Origin of the sequence: Desmonostoc muscorum LEGE 12446 (assembly GCF_015207005.2) — a bacterium.
GTDB lineage: Bacteria > Cyanobacteriota > Cyanobacteriia > Cyanobacteriales > Nostocaceae > Nostoc > Nostoc muscorum.
This window is the reverse complement of the sequence record NZ_JADEXS020000001.1, coordinates 3,371,462-3,390,177: the sequence shown is the minus strand read 5'-3', so window position 1 is coordinate 3,390,177 and position 18,716 is coordinate 3,371,462. Positions and strand designations below refer to the sequence as shown.

Here is an 18,716-nt window from a genome sequence, read left to right as displayed (position 1 = left end):
ATAGGAATCCTATTTGATTTTTGAAAAAAATTCTCTACACTTCATAAATCAAATCGGACTACTATATAGAGTTGGTATGAGAAATTATGCTTGAGAATTAATCATAGTTCGCAAAATTAATGGGTCTCTTGTATCATGCTGCATATTGTAATCAATTGTGCCAAACTCCACTTGTAACATCAGGCGGTCTTTGTTAATTGGAGTAGTTCCTTTATGGAAACAAAAGGTATCTTCAGCAAAGCCAAACCCTGCTTTGCCATAAATAGTTACTAATGAGTTTGGTTGATAATAGTTAATAATTTCTTCGTCACTTTCACATTTAGGTAATAATAAATAGGAAAACTTTTTCTGCTTGTGGCTGCCTTTCACACAAACATGAGGTCCACCTGATACATCAACATCAGTTAAATAAAAGAAAAATTTTAAAAAGCGATAATCATCTAGATCGTAATGAAACATTTGAAATGTTTTCATTTTTTCAAATTTTGTTGTTTCTCCAGCAAAACTCCACCATAATTGATTGGATAAATGTACCGGCTTACACTCTAAATACTGAGCAGCTATTGCCAATAGTTTAGGATCATTTTGCAGCTTTTTAATAGCAGGACAATGCAAAGCTGTATTAAAATATCCAGCTAATTTAAATGTTTGACTATAATGCTTTTCCGCTAATTCCTTCTGAGGATAAAAGAAGCCTAAATGAGGTTTATAATCACCATAGCAAGCATGATAATCAGCAAAATTAACTATTTCTTTTACTATTTCTTCTGGAAGATTAATACCCAAATAAAATCCATTTTGCTTCAGATTCTTGACTACCAAGTCCACATCAATATCTGGAAAAAAACTAGAGCTTTCATTTAGGAATTTTTGATAAAAATCTTTGTTTTTCTTATGCAACAAATCTCTGAATGATCTTCCTATACCGAACCTAGCAACTTTACGCATCAACAACCAACGAGGGTTTTTAGTTAAACCTATATAATTTTCATAACAAATATTATATTGCAATGGAAATTTTTTTTTGATTTTTTTTAGCATCATAAACAAGTTTTCTCAACAGCTAATATCTAGCCAATAGTTGTCAATTTTTTCAGGCTAATACTAAATTTTTACTTTCATCAATTTAATAGTTACTTAAATAATACTTGTATTTAATGCACAGTCGCTTAATGAAAAAGTAACTTCACTCAAACTTTTTGCTGTTTTGAAAAGCTGGATTATGTCTTTTGGCGCGGCGATTTGCTAGTACCTAGAAACTTCAGCACTCAGAAAAATTTATTTAATAGTCAAGTCCTCAAATTTACTTACAGAGATAATTCAGGACTTAACAGACAATACTCATAACTGCTCCAACATAGTCTTAATTTCTTGATCGGCTAATTGAGAGATAACAAATTATTAAGGCTACTACCAGTTTATGAGCTAGCTTTTTGCTTTACAAACAATGAAAGAAATATTACAACCTAAATAATTTGCAATTAGTGATATTCGTCACAGTAAAAGTGTGACGAATATCACTATTACAATTCTAGTTTTTAGCCCACCCTAACCCTTCCCTTGACAAAGGGCTACAGTGTACACACAAATTTAGAAACTCTACCTGAAACTTGGTTTCGTTGCCTTAGCCTTTAAATTAGGTAGGACTTACGCACACTCTAGGAATTTTTCTGTACGAGACGCTACCCGTTGCCGTAGCATTCCGGAGGAAAGGCAGTTGGATAAATTTAGGACTTACGCATTGACAATAAATACCAAATATAAATAAGTTTAAAAACCGCATCTTTTGTAGGGGCACAGCATTGCTGTGCCCCTACAACGTGGTCTATTTACGTAGTTTACCGCCGTAGGCATCGCACGATCATTAAGAAAAGCCTGAAACAACCTATGCATCTTTAATTCACACCACGATGCATTTGTAGAGTGCGTAAGTCCTATTATTTGTTGGAAATCCCTAACTGGTCAATAAAACCATATAACTGAACTCTAGGCTTGAAAAACTCAAGGAGTAGCCGTTGCTCAAACGCCACAAGAAGTTGAAAGCCCACGAATTAAAGCGCGTTTGACTAATTCAATTTTGAATTCATTGTGTGTTTGCGGCTTCGCTTGTTTAATTGCAAGTTCGGCTGCGGCTGTGAACGTAGCTGTATTGATTGCTTTTCCTTGAATAAATTCCTCAACTTCCCATGCACGCCAAGGTTTAGGCGCTACGCCTCCAAAAGCGATGCGTGCTGATTTGATAATATTTTGTTCTGTTTCTAAGGCAATAGCTACGGAAACGAGAGCAAATTCATAACTAGCGCGATCTCTAACTTTTAAATAATGAGATTGATATGCAAAATCTGGAATTTCAATAGCAACAATTAATTCTCCAGGTTGTAATAAAGTTTCTGTTTGTGGTGTTTCACCTGGCAAAAGATAAAAATCATGAATTGAAATTCGCCGTGTTTTTTCTACGCCTTGAACGCAAATGATTGCATCTAATGCCGTCAAAACTACAGCTAAATCTGACGGATGAACAGCAATACAGTGTTCGCTAGCCCCAAAAATAGCGTGCATCCGATTGTAGCCTATAATTGCCGCACAACCTCTACCTGGAGTGCGTTTATTACAGGGAAAAACTGGGTCACGAAAGTACCCACAACGAACTCGTTGCAATAAATTCCCGCCCACAGTTGCCATGTTTCGCAGTTGTGGCGAAGCGCTTTGTAGCAAAGCCTGACTAATTACTGGATAACATTTTTGAACTTGAGAATTAAAGGCTACATCACTCAATCTACAGATTGCACCAATGCGAATTCCATGAGTTTTAAATTCAATATCTGCTAGTGGTAAACTGTTAATATCAATTAATGTATTCGCTACTTGTACCCCATCTTTCATCAATCCCAATAAATCAGTTCCACCAGCAATAAAGGCCGCAGTTTTGTCTTGGTCAATTGTGGCGATCGCTGTTTCTTCTGAAAAAACTTTAGCATAACTAAATGGCTGCATCTTCCATTTCCTCTAGAACATCCTGAATCGCTGCAATCATATTCGGATATGCTCCACAACGGCAAAGGTTTCCACTCATCTTCTCTCGAATTTCTGTTTCAGATTTGGGCATTTCTTCTAATATCATTCCTACGGCAGATACAATTTGTCCCGATGTACAGTATCCGCATTGAAAAGCATCATGGGTCATAAAGGCTGTTTGTAGAGGATGAAGTTTTCCATCCTGTGCTAATCCCTCAATAGTAGTAATTGCAGCGCCGATGTGCATTACTGCTAATGTCATACAAGAGTTAATTCGCCGATTATTAACTAATACAGTACATGCGCCACATTCACCGCGATCGCAAGCTTTTTTTGTACCCATCAAACCCAGTTTTTCACGTAGTGCATCGAGTAAAGTAACGCGAGGTTCTAGTTTGAGTGAGTAGGAAACATTATTGACATTCAGCGATAATTCTGCTTCCTCGGAACTCAATATTTTTAATTCCTGGGTAAGAGACTTTGAATTGATTGCAACCAAGGAATTTTCTTCCATGTTTCATGCAGATGTGAATAATTCAATTATTGCCTAATTTTAGATTTTAGATTTTAAATTTTGGATTATCGAGCCAAAACTTCAAATCAGGTTTTAGAGCAAGCTTGCTTTGTTTGTGGAACAAATCCTCTCATCCCAAATCTACAATTTTTTACTTAAGCCCATATATAAAGAGCAGGAATGCTCGAGGTATGGGTATGATATCAATCCAAAATCTAAAATCTAAAATCTAAAATTATTTGGCGGTCATGTTCCAGTAAATAAGCTAGATAGCCAATTTAGAGGTGTTTTTGGTAATACTCCTCTATACTGCCTACAGCTTTTAATAATGGCGAATCTAACGGTTCAATCCAATCCGCTACTTCACGAGCCAAACCAAGAGTTGAGACTCCTCCTGATGGTTCGAGTTTACCATTTATTGCCTTACTTTTAATAGATTGTAGGGCATTGATGACGTTATTTAAACGTGGTGAAGATTCAGGTTGTTTGTCTTTGAGCATCTGTTCGGTAATCTCAGAAGCTCGATCTATCAGCTTGAGAAATTGTTCTGTGTTGGTTTCCATAAATTTTACGGGCAACTAAACTTTTCTGCAACAATATTTCCTTCCTCAGACCACTTGATATTTGGATCTTTTGAGTCTTTAATGAATGTCTGTTGTCCACCACCTGGATAGCATTCTTTGGGAGTCTGAGGACCAACAATGCCTTGATAAGTTAAGGTTCCTGCTGGCAAAGTTACTGTTAGTATCTGAGTGGCTTGATTACCCCATTCTTGATTTAAAGCTAGATTCTTGATTACTTCTACATTCGTTTTATATTTGTCAGTTGTTAAATACCTGCCATATTTGTTGTTACTGCTACTATAGTAGCGATAAAAAGTTTGGGGTTGCTCTAATTTTACTTCCTTACATTCTGAATTTAGGAAGGTAATGGCAATATCAGCTGGCAGAGGGCATGAAGGACTAACTTCTTGGGCAAGGACTTGTGGTGGATTTACAACACGGGGTAATGAACTTACTGAAAAACTCAGAAGGCCTAAACCGATATATATGGAAGCTGATTTAAATTTCATACAAACTCTGTTCACAATCATTTTTGAATACAAAAATGATACAGCAAACATTGCTCCCTACGGTAGATTTTTTGAGAAATAAAAGTTGAGTTTGGGTAATTTATTGCCAAAATGGACGTAATGATATCTAATTTCCAGTTTGCGAGATTGACAAAAATTCTATAGGTGTGAATTTTTTGTTACCACCAGTAACCACAGGGCTGATCACAACCCATCAGAACACCAATTCAGGGTTGATTCTTCAGGAAGATTGACTAAAAAATACTCAGAAGTCAGAATAGCAAGTGTGAGTCTGGCTCAAACGTGAGGTTGCAGAGCAACTGACTTGAGGCATAGAGAAAGCAGATGTATTTGTGGGGATATTCTTTCTGACTTTTAATATGGACATAAATCTAACTCAGAAATTATCCAAACCGATAGTAAAGAAAGTTGCGATCGTTGGCGCTGGGCCAGGCGGTTTGGCTACTGCCATAGCACTTCAAAGCCAAGGTATTGACGTTCAAGTGTACGAAAAAGCACAACAATTTCGTCCGGGTGGAACCGGATTAGGACTAGCTCCTAATGGCTTAAATGCTTTAGATGCGATCGCACCGGGAATAGTCGAAACCCTAAAAAGCTCAGGATGCCAAGTTAACCACACGGTTTTAAAGAATATTCAAGGAGAAACAATCCGGGCTCATCAAACTAAATATTTAGAGCAATACGGACAACCATTATTGACTGTTTGGTGGTATCGTTTGCAGCAAGTTTTGGCATCCAGATTGCCATCTGACATCATTCACCTAAATCATCGCTGCATCGGCTTTGAGCAACATGAAAACGGTGTGGAAGTTTATTTTGATGACCAAAAACCAGTATATGCAGATTTGTTGATTGGGGCTGATGGCGTCAACTCCATCGTCAGAGAAAGTTTATTTGGCGAGGGTCAGCCTAATTATATTGGTAGTATGTGTTGGCGTGCCGTCATCAAATATCACCACGAGTTATTTAATGATTATGAACTCGTTTTTGTTAAAGGTAATAAACAGTTCATGTACCTTCTGAATGTGGGAGGCGGCTATACCAGTTGGATTAGTCGCAAATTTTCGCCTGATTACTCTCTTTCTCAGAACGCCGATGAGGTCAAATCTCGCATTCTCCAAGAATTAGCCGATTGGGACGAATCCTTTCGGGCGGTAGTGGAAGCGACACCGGCCGAGCAAATCTGGGAAGGGCCAATTTGCGATCGCCCACCCTTAACCCGCTGGAGTCAAGGCAGGGTAACTCTCTTAGGTGATGCCGCCCATCCAATGGCACCAGCTATGGGACAAGGAGCTAATAGCACTTTTGAGGATGCTTACGAACTAGCAGAGTGTTTTTCTCACTCAGCTACTCTCGAAGCAGCCCTCACTAGCTACGAACACCCGCGCATCGAGCGCACAAAAATCATTCAAGCTCGTAGTGCTTTGGGTGAAATGCGCTACTATGACGACACCTTTGCATCTCCCAGCCAGACACAGCAGCGGCAAATGACGCTGAATGATGATTTTCACAAATGGGTGTATAGTTACAAGCCAACTGTAGCGAGTTAAATTTTAGTCTGCGAAAATACAATTGTACTATTAGAGTGATTTTTAAATAAAAAGCAAAAGAGGGAGATAAACTCCCTCAATTAACAAGGCAATGATTTAGTTACAGATAACCAAGAATTACAGGCGTGCTGCTGGTAACATAGCTATTGGGTTAACAGCACCCTTGCCTGATGCATGAATTTCAAAGTGGGTGTGTGGCCCGGTGCTGTGACCAGTGCTACCCATTAAAGCAATTGTTTCTCCCTGGCTCACCTGCTGACCAGCTTGCACGAGAATCTTGCTGTTATGAGCATAGCGAGTACTGCTGCCATCAGGATGGCGGATTTCAACGAGGTTACCGTAACCGCCGTTGTTCCAGCCAGCTTTTTCCACAATTCCCTCAGCGGAAGAGAAAACAGGTGTGCCAGTGGAATTAGCAATATCAATTCCCTTGTGCATTCTTCCCCAGCGCCAGCCATAGCCGGAGGTAAGAGTGCCCTTTGCCGGCCATTGGTAAGCTACAGATGAACTAGATGGAGGGGGTGTTGTTTCGTCAATCGCTCTGGGCAGATATTGATCCACTGCTGCCAAAGGTGGGATTGTCTGGGGAGAAACTGTGGTTCCCCGCAACTTTCCTAAAGAATCCGAGGCGTTTACCCGTCTAGGAGGCGTTGCAACTCTGGTGCCAGATGGATTGCGAGGGGGAGTCCACTGACCAGCAGATCCTAGATTGGGTAAGAACTCTGGATTTATTGGCTCGTTAGCGGGTATGGTAGCACGGAATTGGGGCTTAATTGGTTGAGCATTATAGTTAGCTCTGGGTGTCGGAACCGGAATTGGTATCGCTACGTTATTCGGTCGGGACACGGAATTAGGTATAGTGAAATTATTGCGGGTAGAAACAGGAGTGAATGTCGTAGCACTGTTGCTTTCAGTAACTGCAACTGGCACTTCTAAATTCCCAGACTGTTGAGCGCGATATTTCTGCTGCAACCTCTGGATTTCTGCTTGTAAGCCCCGCAAACGGTCATTATTGTTATTGTTACCCCTTGCTACCCTATTTGTTGGTTTTTCAGGCTGCTGGATTTCGGTAAAGACTCTTGGTACTGGGGTTTCACCACCCACGCCATAAGCTCTAGGAGCGATGGGGGCTGTTTGCAAGTCGGTTGCACTATTTGCCTGAATCTGATTGTTCGCAGTTACCGGTGTAGGGACAGTAACGCTACTGTTATCAGCAATAATTGACGATTGTGAACTAGGTAGATATGAGTTAGCACTACCAATGGTCACAGGCGAAGTGGCTTTGGGAGTATTAGTGGACTCGACAAAACTGGGTTTAATCGGTACTGATGCCTCAACTTGAGCAACTGGAATAATCAGCTTTTGACTGATTTGCAGTTGATTCGGATTATTGAGGTTATTTGCCTTAACTAGTTCTGATACAGATGTATTGTGTCTGCTGGCGATCGCTGCTAGGGTATCTCCAGGCTTGACTTCGTAGGCTGTTCTAGTCGAGGACGCAATCAATGTTGTTGGTGTAGTTGATGCTGGTCTGTCTTGTGTCTTCTGTTTTAAGCTCGATATCAACTTGGCTTTCTTCGCATCGCCAGAAGTCTCTGACTGGGCTAATACAGTCTTCTCAACTACAGTATTCCCAATACCAGTTTGTGATAAATTTTCGGTCTCCCCAGACCGCAATTGTGCCAGACTCTTTCTTAAACGGTTCGATTTTTCTTGTAAGCGATTCAGCGCAAACTCTTGCTGCGCCTTAAGTTGTGCATTTATTTCACTGCTGGGTGTGCCAGATGTTGCTACTGTTTGTGGTAGGACAGTCGGCAATACATTTGTACTGTCAACCAATCCATCAGCACTAGAGTTAGATAGCTTGTTGACTGTTGGAAAACTAGTCTCAGCTAAGGTATTGTTCGACCCCTGTGCCGCTTGGGACTTCGAGTCAGTGGGATTTTTATCAGCTGGTGCTGCTTGGGAAAAGGTTTCTGATGCAGGAACTTGCAAAGACGTTCCACTGGCCGCAACTTGCCATTTAGCTTCAAGCCCAGGCAACTGTGAGACTGCTGTTGGTTCCACGACAACAGGATTTTCCGGCACGCTCGATAACGAGATTGCTTGGGATTCCAGCTTAGTGGAGGCGAATTTCACCTCAGTGTCACGAACAGCAGGAATGGTTGAGGTTGCCTTTTGGCTGCCTACAGGCACCGCTGCTTGGGCTTGATCGCTTTGTCGAGTCACCAAAAGACTGGTTGCTCCCATAGAGATTGCCAAGCCAATCATGGCGGCTTTTGTCCGCACCCGGCGATTAACTTTTGGATTAATTAAATTTAGCTGTTCTACCGGGGCATCATCGCTGCTGGGGTTATTTTTCAACACAGCTTTTACTCTCTTTTTCAATGCTCGTTTCAAAGACGACCTCCTATGATCACTAGCGCTTAACTGACCTCGATTTTTCAGTTGGATACTAGTCAATGACTTAGATCACAACGAACGATAGATCAAGATCACATTCACCAGAGATGCTTACGCAAGATTAACCTGCTTCTCTGATTTAGACAAGTTCACATGTGTTAGCAAAACTTAAAAATTGCTGTGTTTACTTGTCCGAACCACTCCTCACACCATTTAGGACGTTTCTCTTTTTTCCTTTATCCGCGCTTGTCTTGCGTCAATCGCGGGGACTTGGCAAATAGTCTGTCAAGTCCATAGTCGCTGCCGAGAATTAAATTGCTGCGACTTCTGGAAAAGCGATGCCCCCTGCTGTAGATATCTTCAAGAAATTTCTACACAATCCGTCTTCCCAACACGAGACTTTACGTTGATTATTCCCTAAAAAACAACCGTATTAACTATCGGCTACTTTTGGGGAGCAATCTTAGGGTCATCTGAGCAAAAATAGCTCAAATGGGCTACATGAATGAATTTTACCCCTTTTGTTCCCCAATATGGAATGCTGCAAATTCATCAAAATCTATCATTCAAATTTGGCATTATCCCAAGTTTTATATACAAATTTCTTATAATAAGCTTACCCTTCTTGTAAGTATCTTCCACTACAATTTGTTCAAAAACACATTTTTGGGTTCTTTTTTTACATTGTTTTTACGATAACCAGGAAAGTTTTTGCTGGCACAAATCAGTCATCTGATTGGTTTCTAGAAAATAATTCAGTATATATACTTATAGTAGTTTAGGTAAGCAACTATTGTAAATAGCCTAACTGACGACGAGTTTCAAACAAACCGATTGCCACACTGACTGAGAGATTCAAGCTACGAACGCCAGGTTGACTCATCGGAATATACAGAGTAGCATCGCAATCTGACAGAACTTCTTGTGCTAAGCCAGTGGTTTCACTACCAAATAGCAACCAATCATCGGCTTGAAATTGAAAGCTGACGTAATTAATATTTCCGGCGACACTATAACCCAGCCATCTGCCTCCACGCTCACGACGTACTGTTTTAAAGGCTTCTAACGATTCATGGTAGTGCAGCTTGACATAAGGCCAGTAATCTAAGCCAGCTCTTTTGAGGTAGCGATCGCTAATTTCAAATCCTAAAGGTCCCACTAAATGTAACTCCGTATCCGTAGCTGCACAGGTACGAGCAATGTTACCTGTATTAGGAGGAATTTGTGGGTTAACTAAAACTACCTGGGGCATTGTCCGTATAATTTACGTATTGTATAAAATAATTTCTTGTCAATGTAAAATCTACCAAAAGGTAGAGGCTATTGATAGGTTTTGTTAATAATAATCAAGCATTCACCATCGATTAGATTTTTAAAACGAAGCGCAAACCCTCTCAGAACACTGCCTGAGAGCATATTTGGCTGAAATCAGCAAATATTAAGTTTTATGTAGATTGAGTAGTTGCTTGTGTCTTTTCCACCGAGTATCGTTTGCCAAAAATCTACCATTTGTTGGAAGACAATTGGGCATTGGCTATGGGGACTGGGGATTGGGGATTGGGGATTGGGGATTGGGGATTGGGGATTGGGGATTGGGGATTGGGGATTGGGGACTGGGGCATTGCGAGTATGAGAGGTGTAGGAAGGTTAGGAAGCTGGAAGCTTTTTTCTAATCTCCTCACACTCCCTCATCTCCCAATACTGCTCGGATAAGCAGGGGAGGCAGGGGAGGCTGGCGTTGCAGGGGAGGTAAAACTCCTCCCCTGCCTCCATTTCTCCCCCTGCTCAAGAACAGCTTGCCTCAACCAAGAAATTCCAAAACCTACGCAGTATTGCCTCATCTCCCAGTCCCCAGTCCCCAGTCCCCAGTCCCCAGTCCCCAGTCCCCAGTCCCCAGTCCCCAATCGCTAAAACCTTAGACTACGCCAGCAGGGAGGAACACAATTTATCTTCGAGTTCGATTTCCCGTTCTTGGGTGGCAATAATAGCCTGGGTGATGACGCACTGGCTGTCAAAACCGACTGCGTGTAACTGCAACCACTGTTGAGCTTCATTGCCTTCGCGGAGAATTTTGTGCAAAGGTGAAAGGAAACAGCTGAAGCCTTGTTGTTTAGCGATCGCCCAAACATCTTCGTAAATTTCGCCAATCCAATTTCTCGCTGTGATGCTTCTGCCATCTTGCCAATGGGTTAGCTGAGCATCAAGACTAGCAGCAGCAGCTGCTGCTTCGTTGTCAGCAGTTAGAGTAACGAGTTCTTCGGCAGAAAAGGTGCTTTGGGTTAATGGGTCGATGCTAGGATTTTCGATTATTTGTAACAGACGCGCTTCTAATAAGGCAGTAATCGCTAGTAAGGAAATGGGATCTGTAACTAAATCGCAAATTCGCAGTTCTAACCGATTTAAATCGTAGGGACGACGATCGCCATTTGGTCGCACTGACGCCCATAAATGCCGCACATTTTGCATTGTTCCAGCAGCTAGTTGATTTTCCACCCACTGGATATGATGAGCATGGCTGGCAAATAACGGCACGTGGCTAGGCGTCTGCGGGAACAAACCCCAACGGGTGGAGTGATAGCCAGTAGCTTTGCCGTCCAAGAAGGGAGATGAGGCACTCAAGGCTAAAAATAAAGGTGCTTCTAGACGAATTACCCGACACGCCCGCATTAATATTTCTGGGTCGCTAATGCCTATATTTATGTGTACGCTGGCAGTGACTACTTTTGTACCGTAGGTTTGCTCAATGTAGTCATGATAGGGGTTAGCTGGATCGGAACGCACAAAGCGATCGCTCCCAGCCAAGGACAAGGTACTCCCTGGTATCAGGGTGTAATTGCCCAAGCGATCGAGGTAGTTTCGCAGCGTCCGCCTGGGACGCAATAGGGCACACAATAAATTATCGTAATTAGCCGATGGCTGGGTTATATATTCCACGTTGCGGCTATCTGGCTCCCGAACAAATCCATCCAAAGCTGCAACAATTTTGTCGGAGAGACCAACGATTTCACCTTGAGGCGTGCCAGTATACATCTCAATCTCAAAGCCTTTTAATAAGACCACCTTGTTCTCCTTGGCTCTCTGTTGCCTATAAATTGTATCGAATTAGACGAATCTCTGGATCTATCTTTGATTCAATCAAAGGTTAAGAATCATTGAATCCCCAATTCATCCCAAATCAGGACGACAGATTTGTGAGGTTGTCCTCTTAAAAATTATTAATATTTTGTACTAAAAATATCCAATTATATGTACGCACCGTATGGTTTTAGACCGTCTGTGTTGATTAAAATTGATTGTTTAAAACGATTAGCATAGACCAAACACTTATCAAAGCATTCGCCTTTTAATCAATAGCCTGCCTTCTGATGGACTTAATCTGTCCTCGCTTAGTTTTACTGTCAAGACGTTTTTTTTGAGAACTGCGAGTTGGTTTGGTAGGTTTGCGTTTTTTCTTCAGCACGACTACGCTTTTAATAAGTTCTTGAAGTCTTTTCAAAGCCTCTTCCCGGTTCTGCTCTTGGCTGCGGTATTCTTGGGCTTTGATCACAATGACTCCCTCTTGGGTAATGCGTCGGTCGTTGAGCTTCAAAAGCTGTTCTTTATAAAAAGCGGGTAGTGATGAACCCTCAATGTCAAAGCGTAAGTGGATGGCAGTAGAAACCTTGTTGACATTTTGACCCCCTGCTCCTTGAGAACGAATCGCGCTAATTTCGAGTTCACTATCGTGAATAATGATAATATTTGATATTTGCAGCATAACTTAAATATATAGCGTTATTGGTGCTACGCGATCGCTCTCCAGCAAGGCAAGCTGATCGCACTAAAAAAAGTGTTAGTCCCTTGTGTGTTGGGTATAAAATCATAGAAACCTGGAGAAAACGATGACATTAGGGAACTCCAAAAAATAAATTATTCCAATTTCTGGACTCAACGGGACTGTTCTTTCCCCCTGCCCCCTGCCCCCTGCCTTCACAGTGATGGAATATTTTTTTAGTTGGAAGTCCCTTATAAACAGAGACATTACAGGCGATACCACCGATAGGGACGTGGCAGCCGCTCAAGTAGTTCTCGTTCGGGGACTTGCAGCCGTAGGGCATACGGTCAAGATGCTTGCTGAGGGTAAATTCGTTGGAATCCCCATGAAGCAAGAATCTTCGCCCTTATAGGGCGGAGAGTGTCAACTTTGAGACACTTGAGGAGAAGCAAGAATTTAACTGGAGGCAATGTTGGTATACCCTTACGTTTGTGCAAGACTTGTCCACCAACCGCCCTCATAGCTTTTCCTTGTACGTTCAAAAACAAAGATGGACAATTTATGTGTTTAACAGATCGTTGTCCTCACCGTACAGCCAAGTTTTCTGAACGACAAATTATTGACGGCAAAATTGAGTGTTTATATCACGATTGGCAGTTTGGCAGTGACGGTCAGCCCCTTCGGGGAAGTTAAAAGTCAAAAGTCAACCCCTAGCAAAGCATCCTTAGTTTTTCCCGTACTTAAGACACGTTTTAGGACAATCTAGGATGTTTTACAACTGGTAAATATCTCTGGACAAAGCCCGTGACGAGGATTGAACTCGTGACCTCACCCTTACCAAGGGTGTGCTCTACCACTGAGCCACACGGGCGAAAATAGTTTTTGTTCTTAAGGTATAATGCTGGGCAGTTTGAATGTTACCCAGCCATTATAACTTATTATTCATTCGTAAGAGGTGGGCCGGGCTGGATTTGAACCAGCGTAGGCGCTAGCCAACGGATTTACAGTCCGTCTCCATTAACCACTCGGACACCGACCCGATTTGTCTCACGATTCAACATCATAGCACTAGCTTTTAGAAATTGCAAGTGGGTAGAAAAAATAAATTTTTGGTAGAGACGCAATAAAACCACGTCTCTACAATTTGTAGAAACTTATCCTAACTACACGCTCATCTCCAGCATTCGTTGCATTGGTCGCAGTGCAGCAAGGCGGATATCTTCTGACATGGTGATTTCGGGAGTGCGATTTTTCATTGCCCAGTAGAGCTTTTCTAGGGTGTTTAACCGCATGAATGGACATTCGTTACAAGCGCAGTTATTCATGGGCGGGGCGGGAATGAAGCGCTTTTGGGGAGCTAGTTTTTGCATTTGGTGAATGATTCCAGGCTCCGTTGCCACGATAAATTCCTGGGCGGGGCTGTTTTGACAATGTTTAAGTAAAGCTGCTGTGGAACCGATAAAGCTGGCGTGGCGCAACACACTAGTTTCACATTCTGGGTGGGCGATCGCCTCTGCTTCTGGATGAGCAATTTTTAACTCGACAATTTTCTTTTCTGAAAAGGTTTCATGGACAACACAGCTACCTTGCCACAGCACCAAGTCTCGTCCAGTCTGTTCCATGACGTAGCGCCCCAAATTTCTGTCTGGGGCAAAAATAATCGGCTGCTCTTTCGGTATTTGCTGTACAATCTTGACGGCATTGGAACTAGTACAAATAATATCGCTCATTGCCTTAATGTCAGCAGAGCAGTTGATGTAAGACACCACCAGATGATCTGGATGCGCTGCTTTAAAAGCTGCAAATGCCTCTGGTGGACAACTATCTGCTAAAGAGCAACCAGCGTTCAAATCTGGTAAAAGCACTAATTTATCGGGATTCAGTATCTTTGCTGTTTCTGCCATGAAGTGAACACCGGCAAAGACGATCACATCTGCACTGGTCTTTTCTGCTGCTTTGGCCAGTTGTAATGAATCCCCAATAAAATCTGCAATATCCTGAATATCCGGCTCTTGATAATAATGCGCCAGAATCACCGCGTTAAGTTCTTTTTTCAGACTCTCAATGGCGGTAAACAAATCTAATGGTAGTTCGCCCGGTTGGGTTTTTTCTCGTTGAGCTAGTGCAGTGGTAAACACAGTTAGGGGTTGCTCTCAGTTGCAATTTTTTGTCTTGTTGATTAATTATAGTAGTTTTTACCAAAAATAGTGGGTGGTTGATTTCCTAGAGATTATGTCCAAATCCGGCTGAGTTTCCTATGCTGGAGAAAGACGGCAAGGAAAGTGGCATGACCAGTCAGAAAACTCATTCGATAACCCTCAAAATTGCTGTAGTTGGAGATGTTCACGACCAATGGGAAGTAGAAGATGGCATTGCACTCAAGCATCTGGGTGTTGATTTAGTGCTGTTTGTCGGGGATTTTGGTAACGAGTCGGTGGAAGTGGTGAAAGCGATCGCTTCCCTCGATATTCCCAAAGCAGCAGTCATGGGCAACCACGATGCCTGGTTCACAGCTACGGAATGGGGACGCAAAAAGTGCCCCTACGACCGCTCTAAGGAAGACTGGGTACAGGAACAACTCGATTTATTAGGTTCTGCCCATGTCGGTTACGGTAAATTAGATTTTCCGGCTTGGGAATTAACTGTAGTGGGGGGTCGTCCCTTTACTTGGGGTGGGCCGGAATGGAAATTTGCGGAAATCTGCCGCGAACGTTACGGGATCACAGATTTGGAAGAATCTGGCGATCGCATCGTCAAAGCGGTGAAAAGCGCTGCTTACCAGACGGTTATTTTTCTCGGTCATAACGGGCCTAGTGGGTTAGGCGATCGGCCAGAAGACCCCTGCGGCAAAGACTGGCACCCAATTGGCGGCGACTTTGGCGATCCAGATTTTGCCGAGGCGATTTCTCAGGCTCTGACTGCTGGTAAGACTATTCCCCTGGTGACATTTGGTCACATGCACCGAACTTTACGGCACACCAAGAAAGAACTGCGAAAGCCCGTTTTTAGAAGTCCAGAGGGAACAATTTACTTGAATGCGGCTACTGTGCCCAGGATAGTGGAAAATGACGGCGAGAAGCTGCGTAATTTTTCCTTGGTTTCTTTAGAAGCGGGTGTGATTACCCAAGCCTCCTTGGTGTGGGTGGGGAATGACTTTCAGGTGGTGTCAGAAGAAATTTTCTATGAGCGATCGCATTCAGTAGTGCAACCTGCGTAGATGATAGGATATAGTATTATCTGTCAGCTTTGGTGCTAACCTACAAATGTGGGTAAGCTGTAGCTCGACAGATTTACTGGAGAGGTGGCAGAGTGGTCGATTGCACTCGACTTGAAATCGAGAGACTCGAAAGAGTCCGGGAGTTCGAATCTCCCCTTCTCCGTTTTTAGGCTGAAAGTTTTATTAGCCTCATCCGATTTCAATTGATGGTTTTCACTTGGCTAACGCCAGAGGATTCCAAGAGATGATTACTCAATCTCTCCTCCACTCAAACAAATTGTTTGCTGAGGGTTCCCAGGCTCAACCGCCAACGCAGTTGATTTCCCCTGTCTTGCAACAGGCTCCTTGGGCGTACTTTTACCCTGTTTTCGGGGGACTCCCGATACAGCATCTAAATTAATTCCCAGTGCATCCAAACCGCGCTTCAAGATTACTTTTGCAGCGTCAACGTCTGCATCAGCGTGATGACTGCATTTTTCGCAGATAAACTTTTCTTGATCTCGGTTTGTGGGGCTGACATATCCGCACGCGCTGCATTCTTGGGAGGTAAACTTTGGGTTAACTTCATGCACCAGAACGCCAGCCCTTTCGGACAATACTTTGACCTTCTGTTTTAGGGAACCCCAAGCAGCATCAGCGATCGCTTTATTCAGCCCAGATTTTGCAGATTGACCATTTGGTAAATACTTGCTATTTTCATCTTGTTTGGGTTTACAGCGTGCCATCATCCCCTGAATGTTCAGATTTTCAAATACAATCAGGTCGAATTGCTTGACTAAGTTATGAGCTATCTTCCATTGATAATCTTCTCTTTGATTAGTAACTTTTTGTTCTAATTTAGCCATACGCTGAAAAGTTTTTTGACGACGATGCGAACCTAACGCTTTACGACTAGCAGCACGATGAAGACGCGATCGTTTCCGTTCCACAAGTTTGTAAAACCGAGGATTTACAATAGTTTCACCATTGCTAAAAGATACAAGTTTTTTAATACCTAAATCTACTCCTAACGCTGCTTGTATTTGCTGCGGTGCTGGAAGATTAGGAACTGTATCATCCATCAATAAAACAGAAAGATAAAAGCCATCTGCTTTTTTTCGCACAGTGGTAGAACGAATTTTAAAACCAAGTGGAAAGGGTCGAGATTGAAAAAATTGCATCCAGCCAATTCCGGGTAATCTAACTTTCTTTCCTTTAAAGCCAACATCTCCTGCTGGATAGGTAAAAGAGCGAAATTTTCCCCTTCGTTTTGTTTTTGGATATTTACCTAAGCCTTTAAAAAAACGTACAAATGCAGCATCCACCTGCTTAAGCATTTGTTGTAAAACGTGATAACAAACCTCACCATACCAAGGTCGTTCTTTTTTCAGGTCTACCAAATTGGCATCTTGTTGTGCTAATGGACTACGTTTTTTACCTTTGGTACTCCAGGGATTACCATATAAAGCACCCTTGCTAACTGAACAAGTCAGTGGACAACACTCAGCTTGAGTTTGAATAATACAGTAGTTACCCATTACAGGTGCTTTTGCTTGCTCGTATGCTTGTGTCCTTTCTGTAACTCGAAAGTTGTATTGGAGGCGAAGCAGATGAAGCCAACGCTCCATTTTTTGAACTTGTTTAAGTGAAGGACTGAGCTTGTACACGTATGCGAGTAGCATTCAATTCAGGAGAAGATTTAACCGAAAATTTACTTATTTCATATTTATCATAGTTTTATATTTCCTGAAAAAATGTGTAATATATAAAAATATTAATAATTGAACAAATTGTTAAAGTAAATCTTTAACTTTTTTGCGAAATTGCACGGAATAAATAATAATTTAACCAGTTAATAATATTAAAAATAAGAATAAATTCGCTAAATCTTTATAAGGAGTTGGAAATGACAAAAAGCTGCAAAGAATACGCTGCTGATTTCGCAGTTAACGCTGCCTCTAGTATTCTAGCTGGTATCGTAGTCGGTGTTACCGTAACTGCAATTACATCTAATCCCGCTTTTGGGATAATTGCAGGTAAAGTGACTGCTGGAGGTGTTGCTGGCGGTGGTATGATGTCCTAATATTGCTAGGTAGTTTTATTTCGAGCTTAATTAAGTATTGACTGTTGCACCATAGTAATATTTTTTTATTCAATTAATTTGCTTGACGATCGCACTTCTTAATTCATTAGAAAATGGAAGTGCGATATTTTCATTGTTTCTATGCGATCGCTCCTCTCTACCGTTGCCATAAATTATGCTAGAAAGTCAAGCGAATGCTACCCTTTACTAGCATCTACATAATGATTGATATGCCAAACTAAAAGCTTTGGTCAAAGCCAACAACTTTTCTACAATTTCTTAATTACTATCAATCTTTTGAACTTTCTAACTTATTTAGTGCATCCGAAATTGCTTGCCTGATAAATTCTGGGTAGTTATCTAGACCTTTTAATTTTTCCAGCATTGATGGGGCAAGTCTGAGAGTTATTTTTGCGGTTAATGATTCTTCCCTATTAGTGGTAAATTGATGGTTTTTTAAATAAGGTTTTTCTTCGTAATTAGGCATAAAAATATTTTTTATATTAATTATATCGCAAGACTTCATGCGATAATTTAATTGGCAGCTAGCCGAGCCTCACGAGTTGGGATAGCTGCCACACCCAATTACAAAATTAGGCATTTCTATGTTTACACGTTCTGAACTTGAAAGCAAAACCCTTAAAGAATTGAAAGATTTAGCTGCACGGTACGAAGTCAAGCCAGTAGGGAATCCAGGGTATAAAACAAGCTGGATTATTCCTTTATTGGCTTTTCCAATGCAAGCTATTGGGCAGTTCCAAGACCAAAAAACAGGTTTAAGGAATCCTGGTTGGAGAAGTACTGAAGCGCTTGGCATGATGCTTTGTGAAATTGGAGAACCTACTGATGAACAAGCCGCGCTGATTCGCGCAACGCTGGAGGGTAGCTTACTTGCATTGCCTGAACGCTACAACCAAACTAGACTGCTAAATCTTCACAAGACTAAGCAATTGATTCAAGAAGCAATTGAAACACTGAATAAATAGCATAAATGTTAACTGTTGGCTGTTGGCGGTTGATAGTTAACCGTCAACCGTCAACAGCATAAGTGGCTGTGCAATTTAAAAGCTTAAGTTCCCTATGGTAACGATCGCGAAATTTTGCTTTT

The 18,716-nt window shown here is 41.8% G+C and carries 17 protein-coding genes and 3 tRNA genes; 6 read left to right on the top strand and 14 right to left on the bottom strand.

The window, feature by feature from the left end; translation table 11 throughout:
• Window positions 1-84: 84 nt before the first annotated feature.
• The 5 genes from IQ276_RS14615 to IQ276_RS14595 form a co-directional block, all read right to left on the bottom strand.
• Entirely contained in the window at window positions 85-1,044 is a 960-nt protein-coding gene (locus IQ276_RS14615; protein WP_193924523.1) for a phytanoyl-CoA dioxygenase family protein, read from the bottom strand.
• A gap of 975 nt (window positions 1,045-2,019) precedes the next feature.
• Entirely contained in the window at window positions 2,020-2,994 is a 975-nt protein-coding gene (locus tag IQ276_RS14610; RefSeq protein ID WP_193920081.1) for an FAD binding domain-containing protein, read from the bottom strand.
• On the bottom strand, window positions 2,981-3,529 hold the full coding sequence (locus IQ276_RS14605; protein ID WP_193920079.1) for a (2Fe-2S)-binding protein: 549 nt from the start codon (window positions 3,527-3,529) through the stop codon (window positions 2,981-2,983). Before IQ276_RS14605 ends, IQ276_RS14610 begins: the two co-directional genes overlap by 14 nt.
• A 278-nt stretch (window positions 3,530-3,807) precedes the next feature.
• Window positions 3,808-4,092 carry a hypothetical protein gene (locus IQ276_RS14600; protein WP_193920077.1) on the bottom strand — a complete coding sequence of 95 codons (285 nt, stop codon included), beginning with the start codon at window positions 4,090-4,092 and terminating at the stop codon, window positions 3,808-3,810.
• Window positions 4,093-4,097: 5 nt separating this feature from the next.
• Window positions 4,098-4,601, bottom strand: coding sequence for a hypothetical protein (locus IQ276_RS14595; RefSeq protein ID WP_193920076.1), 504 nt, complete (start codon window positions 4,599-4,601; stop codon window positions 4,098-4,100).
• Between the two features lie 380 nt (window positions 4,602-4,981).
• Between IQ276_RS14595 and IQ276_RS14590 the strand changes: the two genes are divergently transcribed.
• A complete protein-coding gene (locus tag IQ276_RS14590; protein WP_193920074.1) occupies window positions 4,982-6,172 on the top strand; it encodes an FAD-dependent oxidoreductase in 1,191 nt (396 codons plus the stop codon).
• A gap of 117 nt (window positions 6,173-6,289) precedes the next feature.
• Here IQ276_RS14590 and IQ276_RS14585 read toward each other — a convergent pair whose 3' ends face one another.
• The 4 genes from IQ276_RS14585 to arfB form a co-directional block, all read right to left on the bottom strand.
• The gene (locus tag IQ276_RS14585; RefSeq protein ID WP_235115669.1) at window positions 6,290-8,539 is read right to left on the bottom strand and encodes a peptidoglycan DD-metalloendopeptidase family protein; all 2,250 of its coding nucleotides are present in this window, start codon (window positions 8,537-8,539) and stop codon (window positions 6,290-6,292) included.
• 826 nt (window positions 8,540-9,365) lie between these two features.
• Window positions 9,366-9,827 carry a tRNA (cytidine(34)-2'-O)-methyltransferase gene (locus IQ276_RS14580; RefSeq protein WP_190879147.1) on the bottom strand — a complete coding sequence of 154 codons (462 nt, stop codon included), beginning with the start codon at window positions 9,825-9,827 and terminating at the stop codon, window positions 9,366-9,368.
• Window positions 9,828-10,495: 668 nt separating this feature from the next.
• A complete protein-coding gene (gshA, locus tag IQ276_RS14575) occupies window positions 10,496-11,635 on the bottom strand; it encodes a glutamate--cysteine ligase (RefSeq protein ID WP_193924481.1) in 1,140 nt (379 codons plus the stop codon).
• 283 nt (window positions 11,636-11,918) lie between these two features.
• The gene (gene arfB / locus IQ276_RS14570) at window positions 11,919-12,332 is read right to left on the bottom strand and encodes an alternative ribosome rescue aminoacyl-tRNA hydrolase ArfB (protein ID WP_193924483.1); all 414 of its coding nucleotides are present in this window, start codon (window positions 12,330-12,332) and stop codon (window positions 11,919-11,921) included.
• Window positions 12,333-12,890: 558 nt separating this feature from the next.
• On the opposite strand from arfB, the gene IQ276_RS14565 reads away from it, so the two are divergent.
• A complete protein-coding gene (locus IQ276_RS14565; RefSeq protein WP_235115668.1) occupies window positions 12,891-13,022 on the top strand; it encodes a Rieske 2Fe-2S domain-containing protein in 132 nt (43 codons plus the stop codon).
• Between the two features lie 106 nt (window positions 13,023-13,128).
• Here the strand turns inward: IQ276_RS14565 and IQ276_RS14560 are convergent.
• From IQ276_RS14560 to nadA, 3 genes are all read right to left on the bottom strand, one after another.
• A tRNA-Thr gene (locus IQ276_RS14560) sits at window positions 13,129-13,200 on the bottom strand.
• Window positions 13,201-13,285: 85 nt separating this feature from the next.
• Window positions 13,286-13,368: transfer RNA gene (locus IQ276_RS14555), tRNA-Tyr, on the bottom strand.
• 124 nt (window positions 13,369-13,492) lie between these two features.
• Window positions 13,493-14,467 (bottom strand): quinolinate synthase NadA, encoded by a 975-nt coding sequence (gene nadA, locus IQ276_RS14550; protein ID WP_235115667.1) that lies wholly within the window; start codon window positions 14,465-14,467, stop codon window positions 13,493-13,495.
• Window positions 14,468-14,616: 149 nt separating this feature from the next.
• Here nadA and IQ276_RS14545 point away from each other — a divergent pair, with 149 nt between their 5' ends.
• Entirely contained in the window at window positions 14,617-15,546 is a 930-nt protein-coding gene (locus IQ276_RS14545) for a TIGR04168 family protein (RefSeq protein WP_193914091.1), read from the top strand.
• Between the two features lie 78 nt (window positions 15,547-15,624).
• Window positions 15,625-15,709, top strand: a tRNA-Ser gene (locus IQ276_RS14540).
• Between the two features lie 85 nt (window positions 15,710-15,794).
• Here the strand turns inward: IQ276_RS14540 and IQ276_RS14535 are convergent.
• A complete protein-coding gene (locus IQ276_RS14535) occupies window positions 15,795-17,207 on the bottom strand; it encodes an RNA-guided endonuclease InsQ/TnpB family protein (RefSeq protein WP_228042829.1) in 1,413 nt (470 codons plus the stop codon).
• A 224-nt stretch (window positions 17,208-17,431) separates the two neighbouring features.
• Between IQ276_RS14535 and IQ276_RS14530 the strand changes: the two genes are divergently transcribed.
• On the top strand, window positions 17,432-17,608 hold the full coding sequence (locus IQ276_RS14530) for a hypothetical protein (protein WP_193914056.1): 177 nt from the start codon (window positions 17,432-17,434) through the stop codon (window positions 17,606-17,608).
• A gap of 289 nt (window positions 17,609-17,897) precedes the next feature.
• On the opposite strand, the gene IQ276_RS14525 is transcribed toward IQ276_RS14530, so the two are convergent.
• Window positions 17,898-18,095, bottom strand: coding sequence for a hypothetical protein (locus IQ276_RS14525; protein WP_193914058.1), 198 nt, complete (start codon window positions 18,093-18,095; stop codon window positions 17,898-17,900).
• Between the two features lie 118 nt (window positions 18,096-18,213).
• Between IQ276_RS14525 and IQ276_RS14520 the strand changes: the two genes are divergently transcribed.
• Window positions 18,214-18,594, top strand: a complete 381-nt coding sequence (locus tag IQ276_RS14520) for a hypothetical protein (RefSeq protein WP_193914060.1) — start codon at window positions 18,214-18,216, stop codon at window positions 18,592-18,594.
• Window positions 18,595-18,716 lie beyond the last annotated feature (122 nt).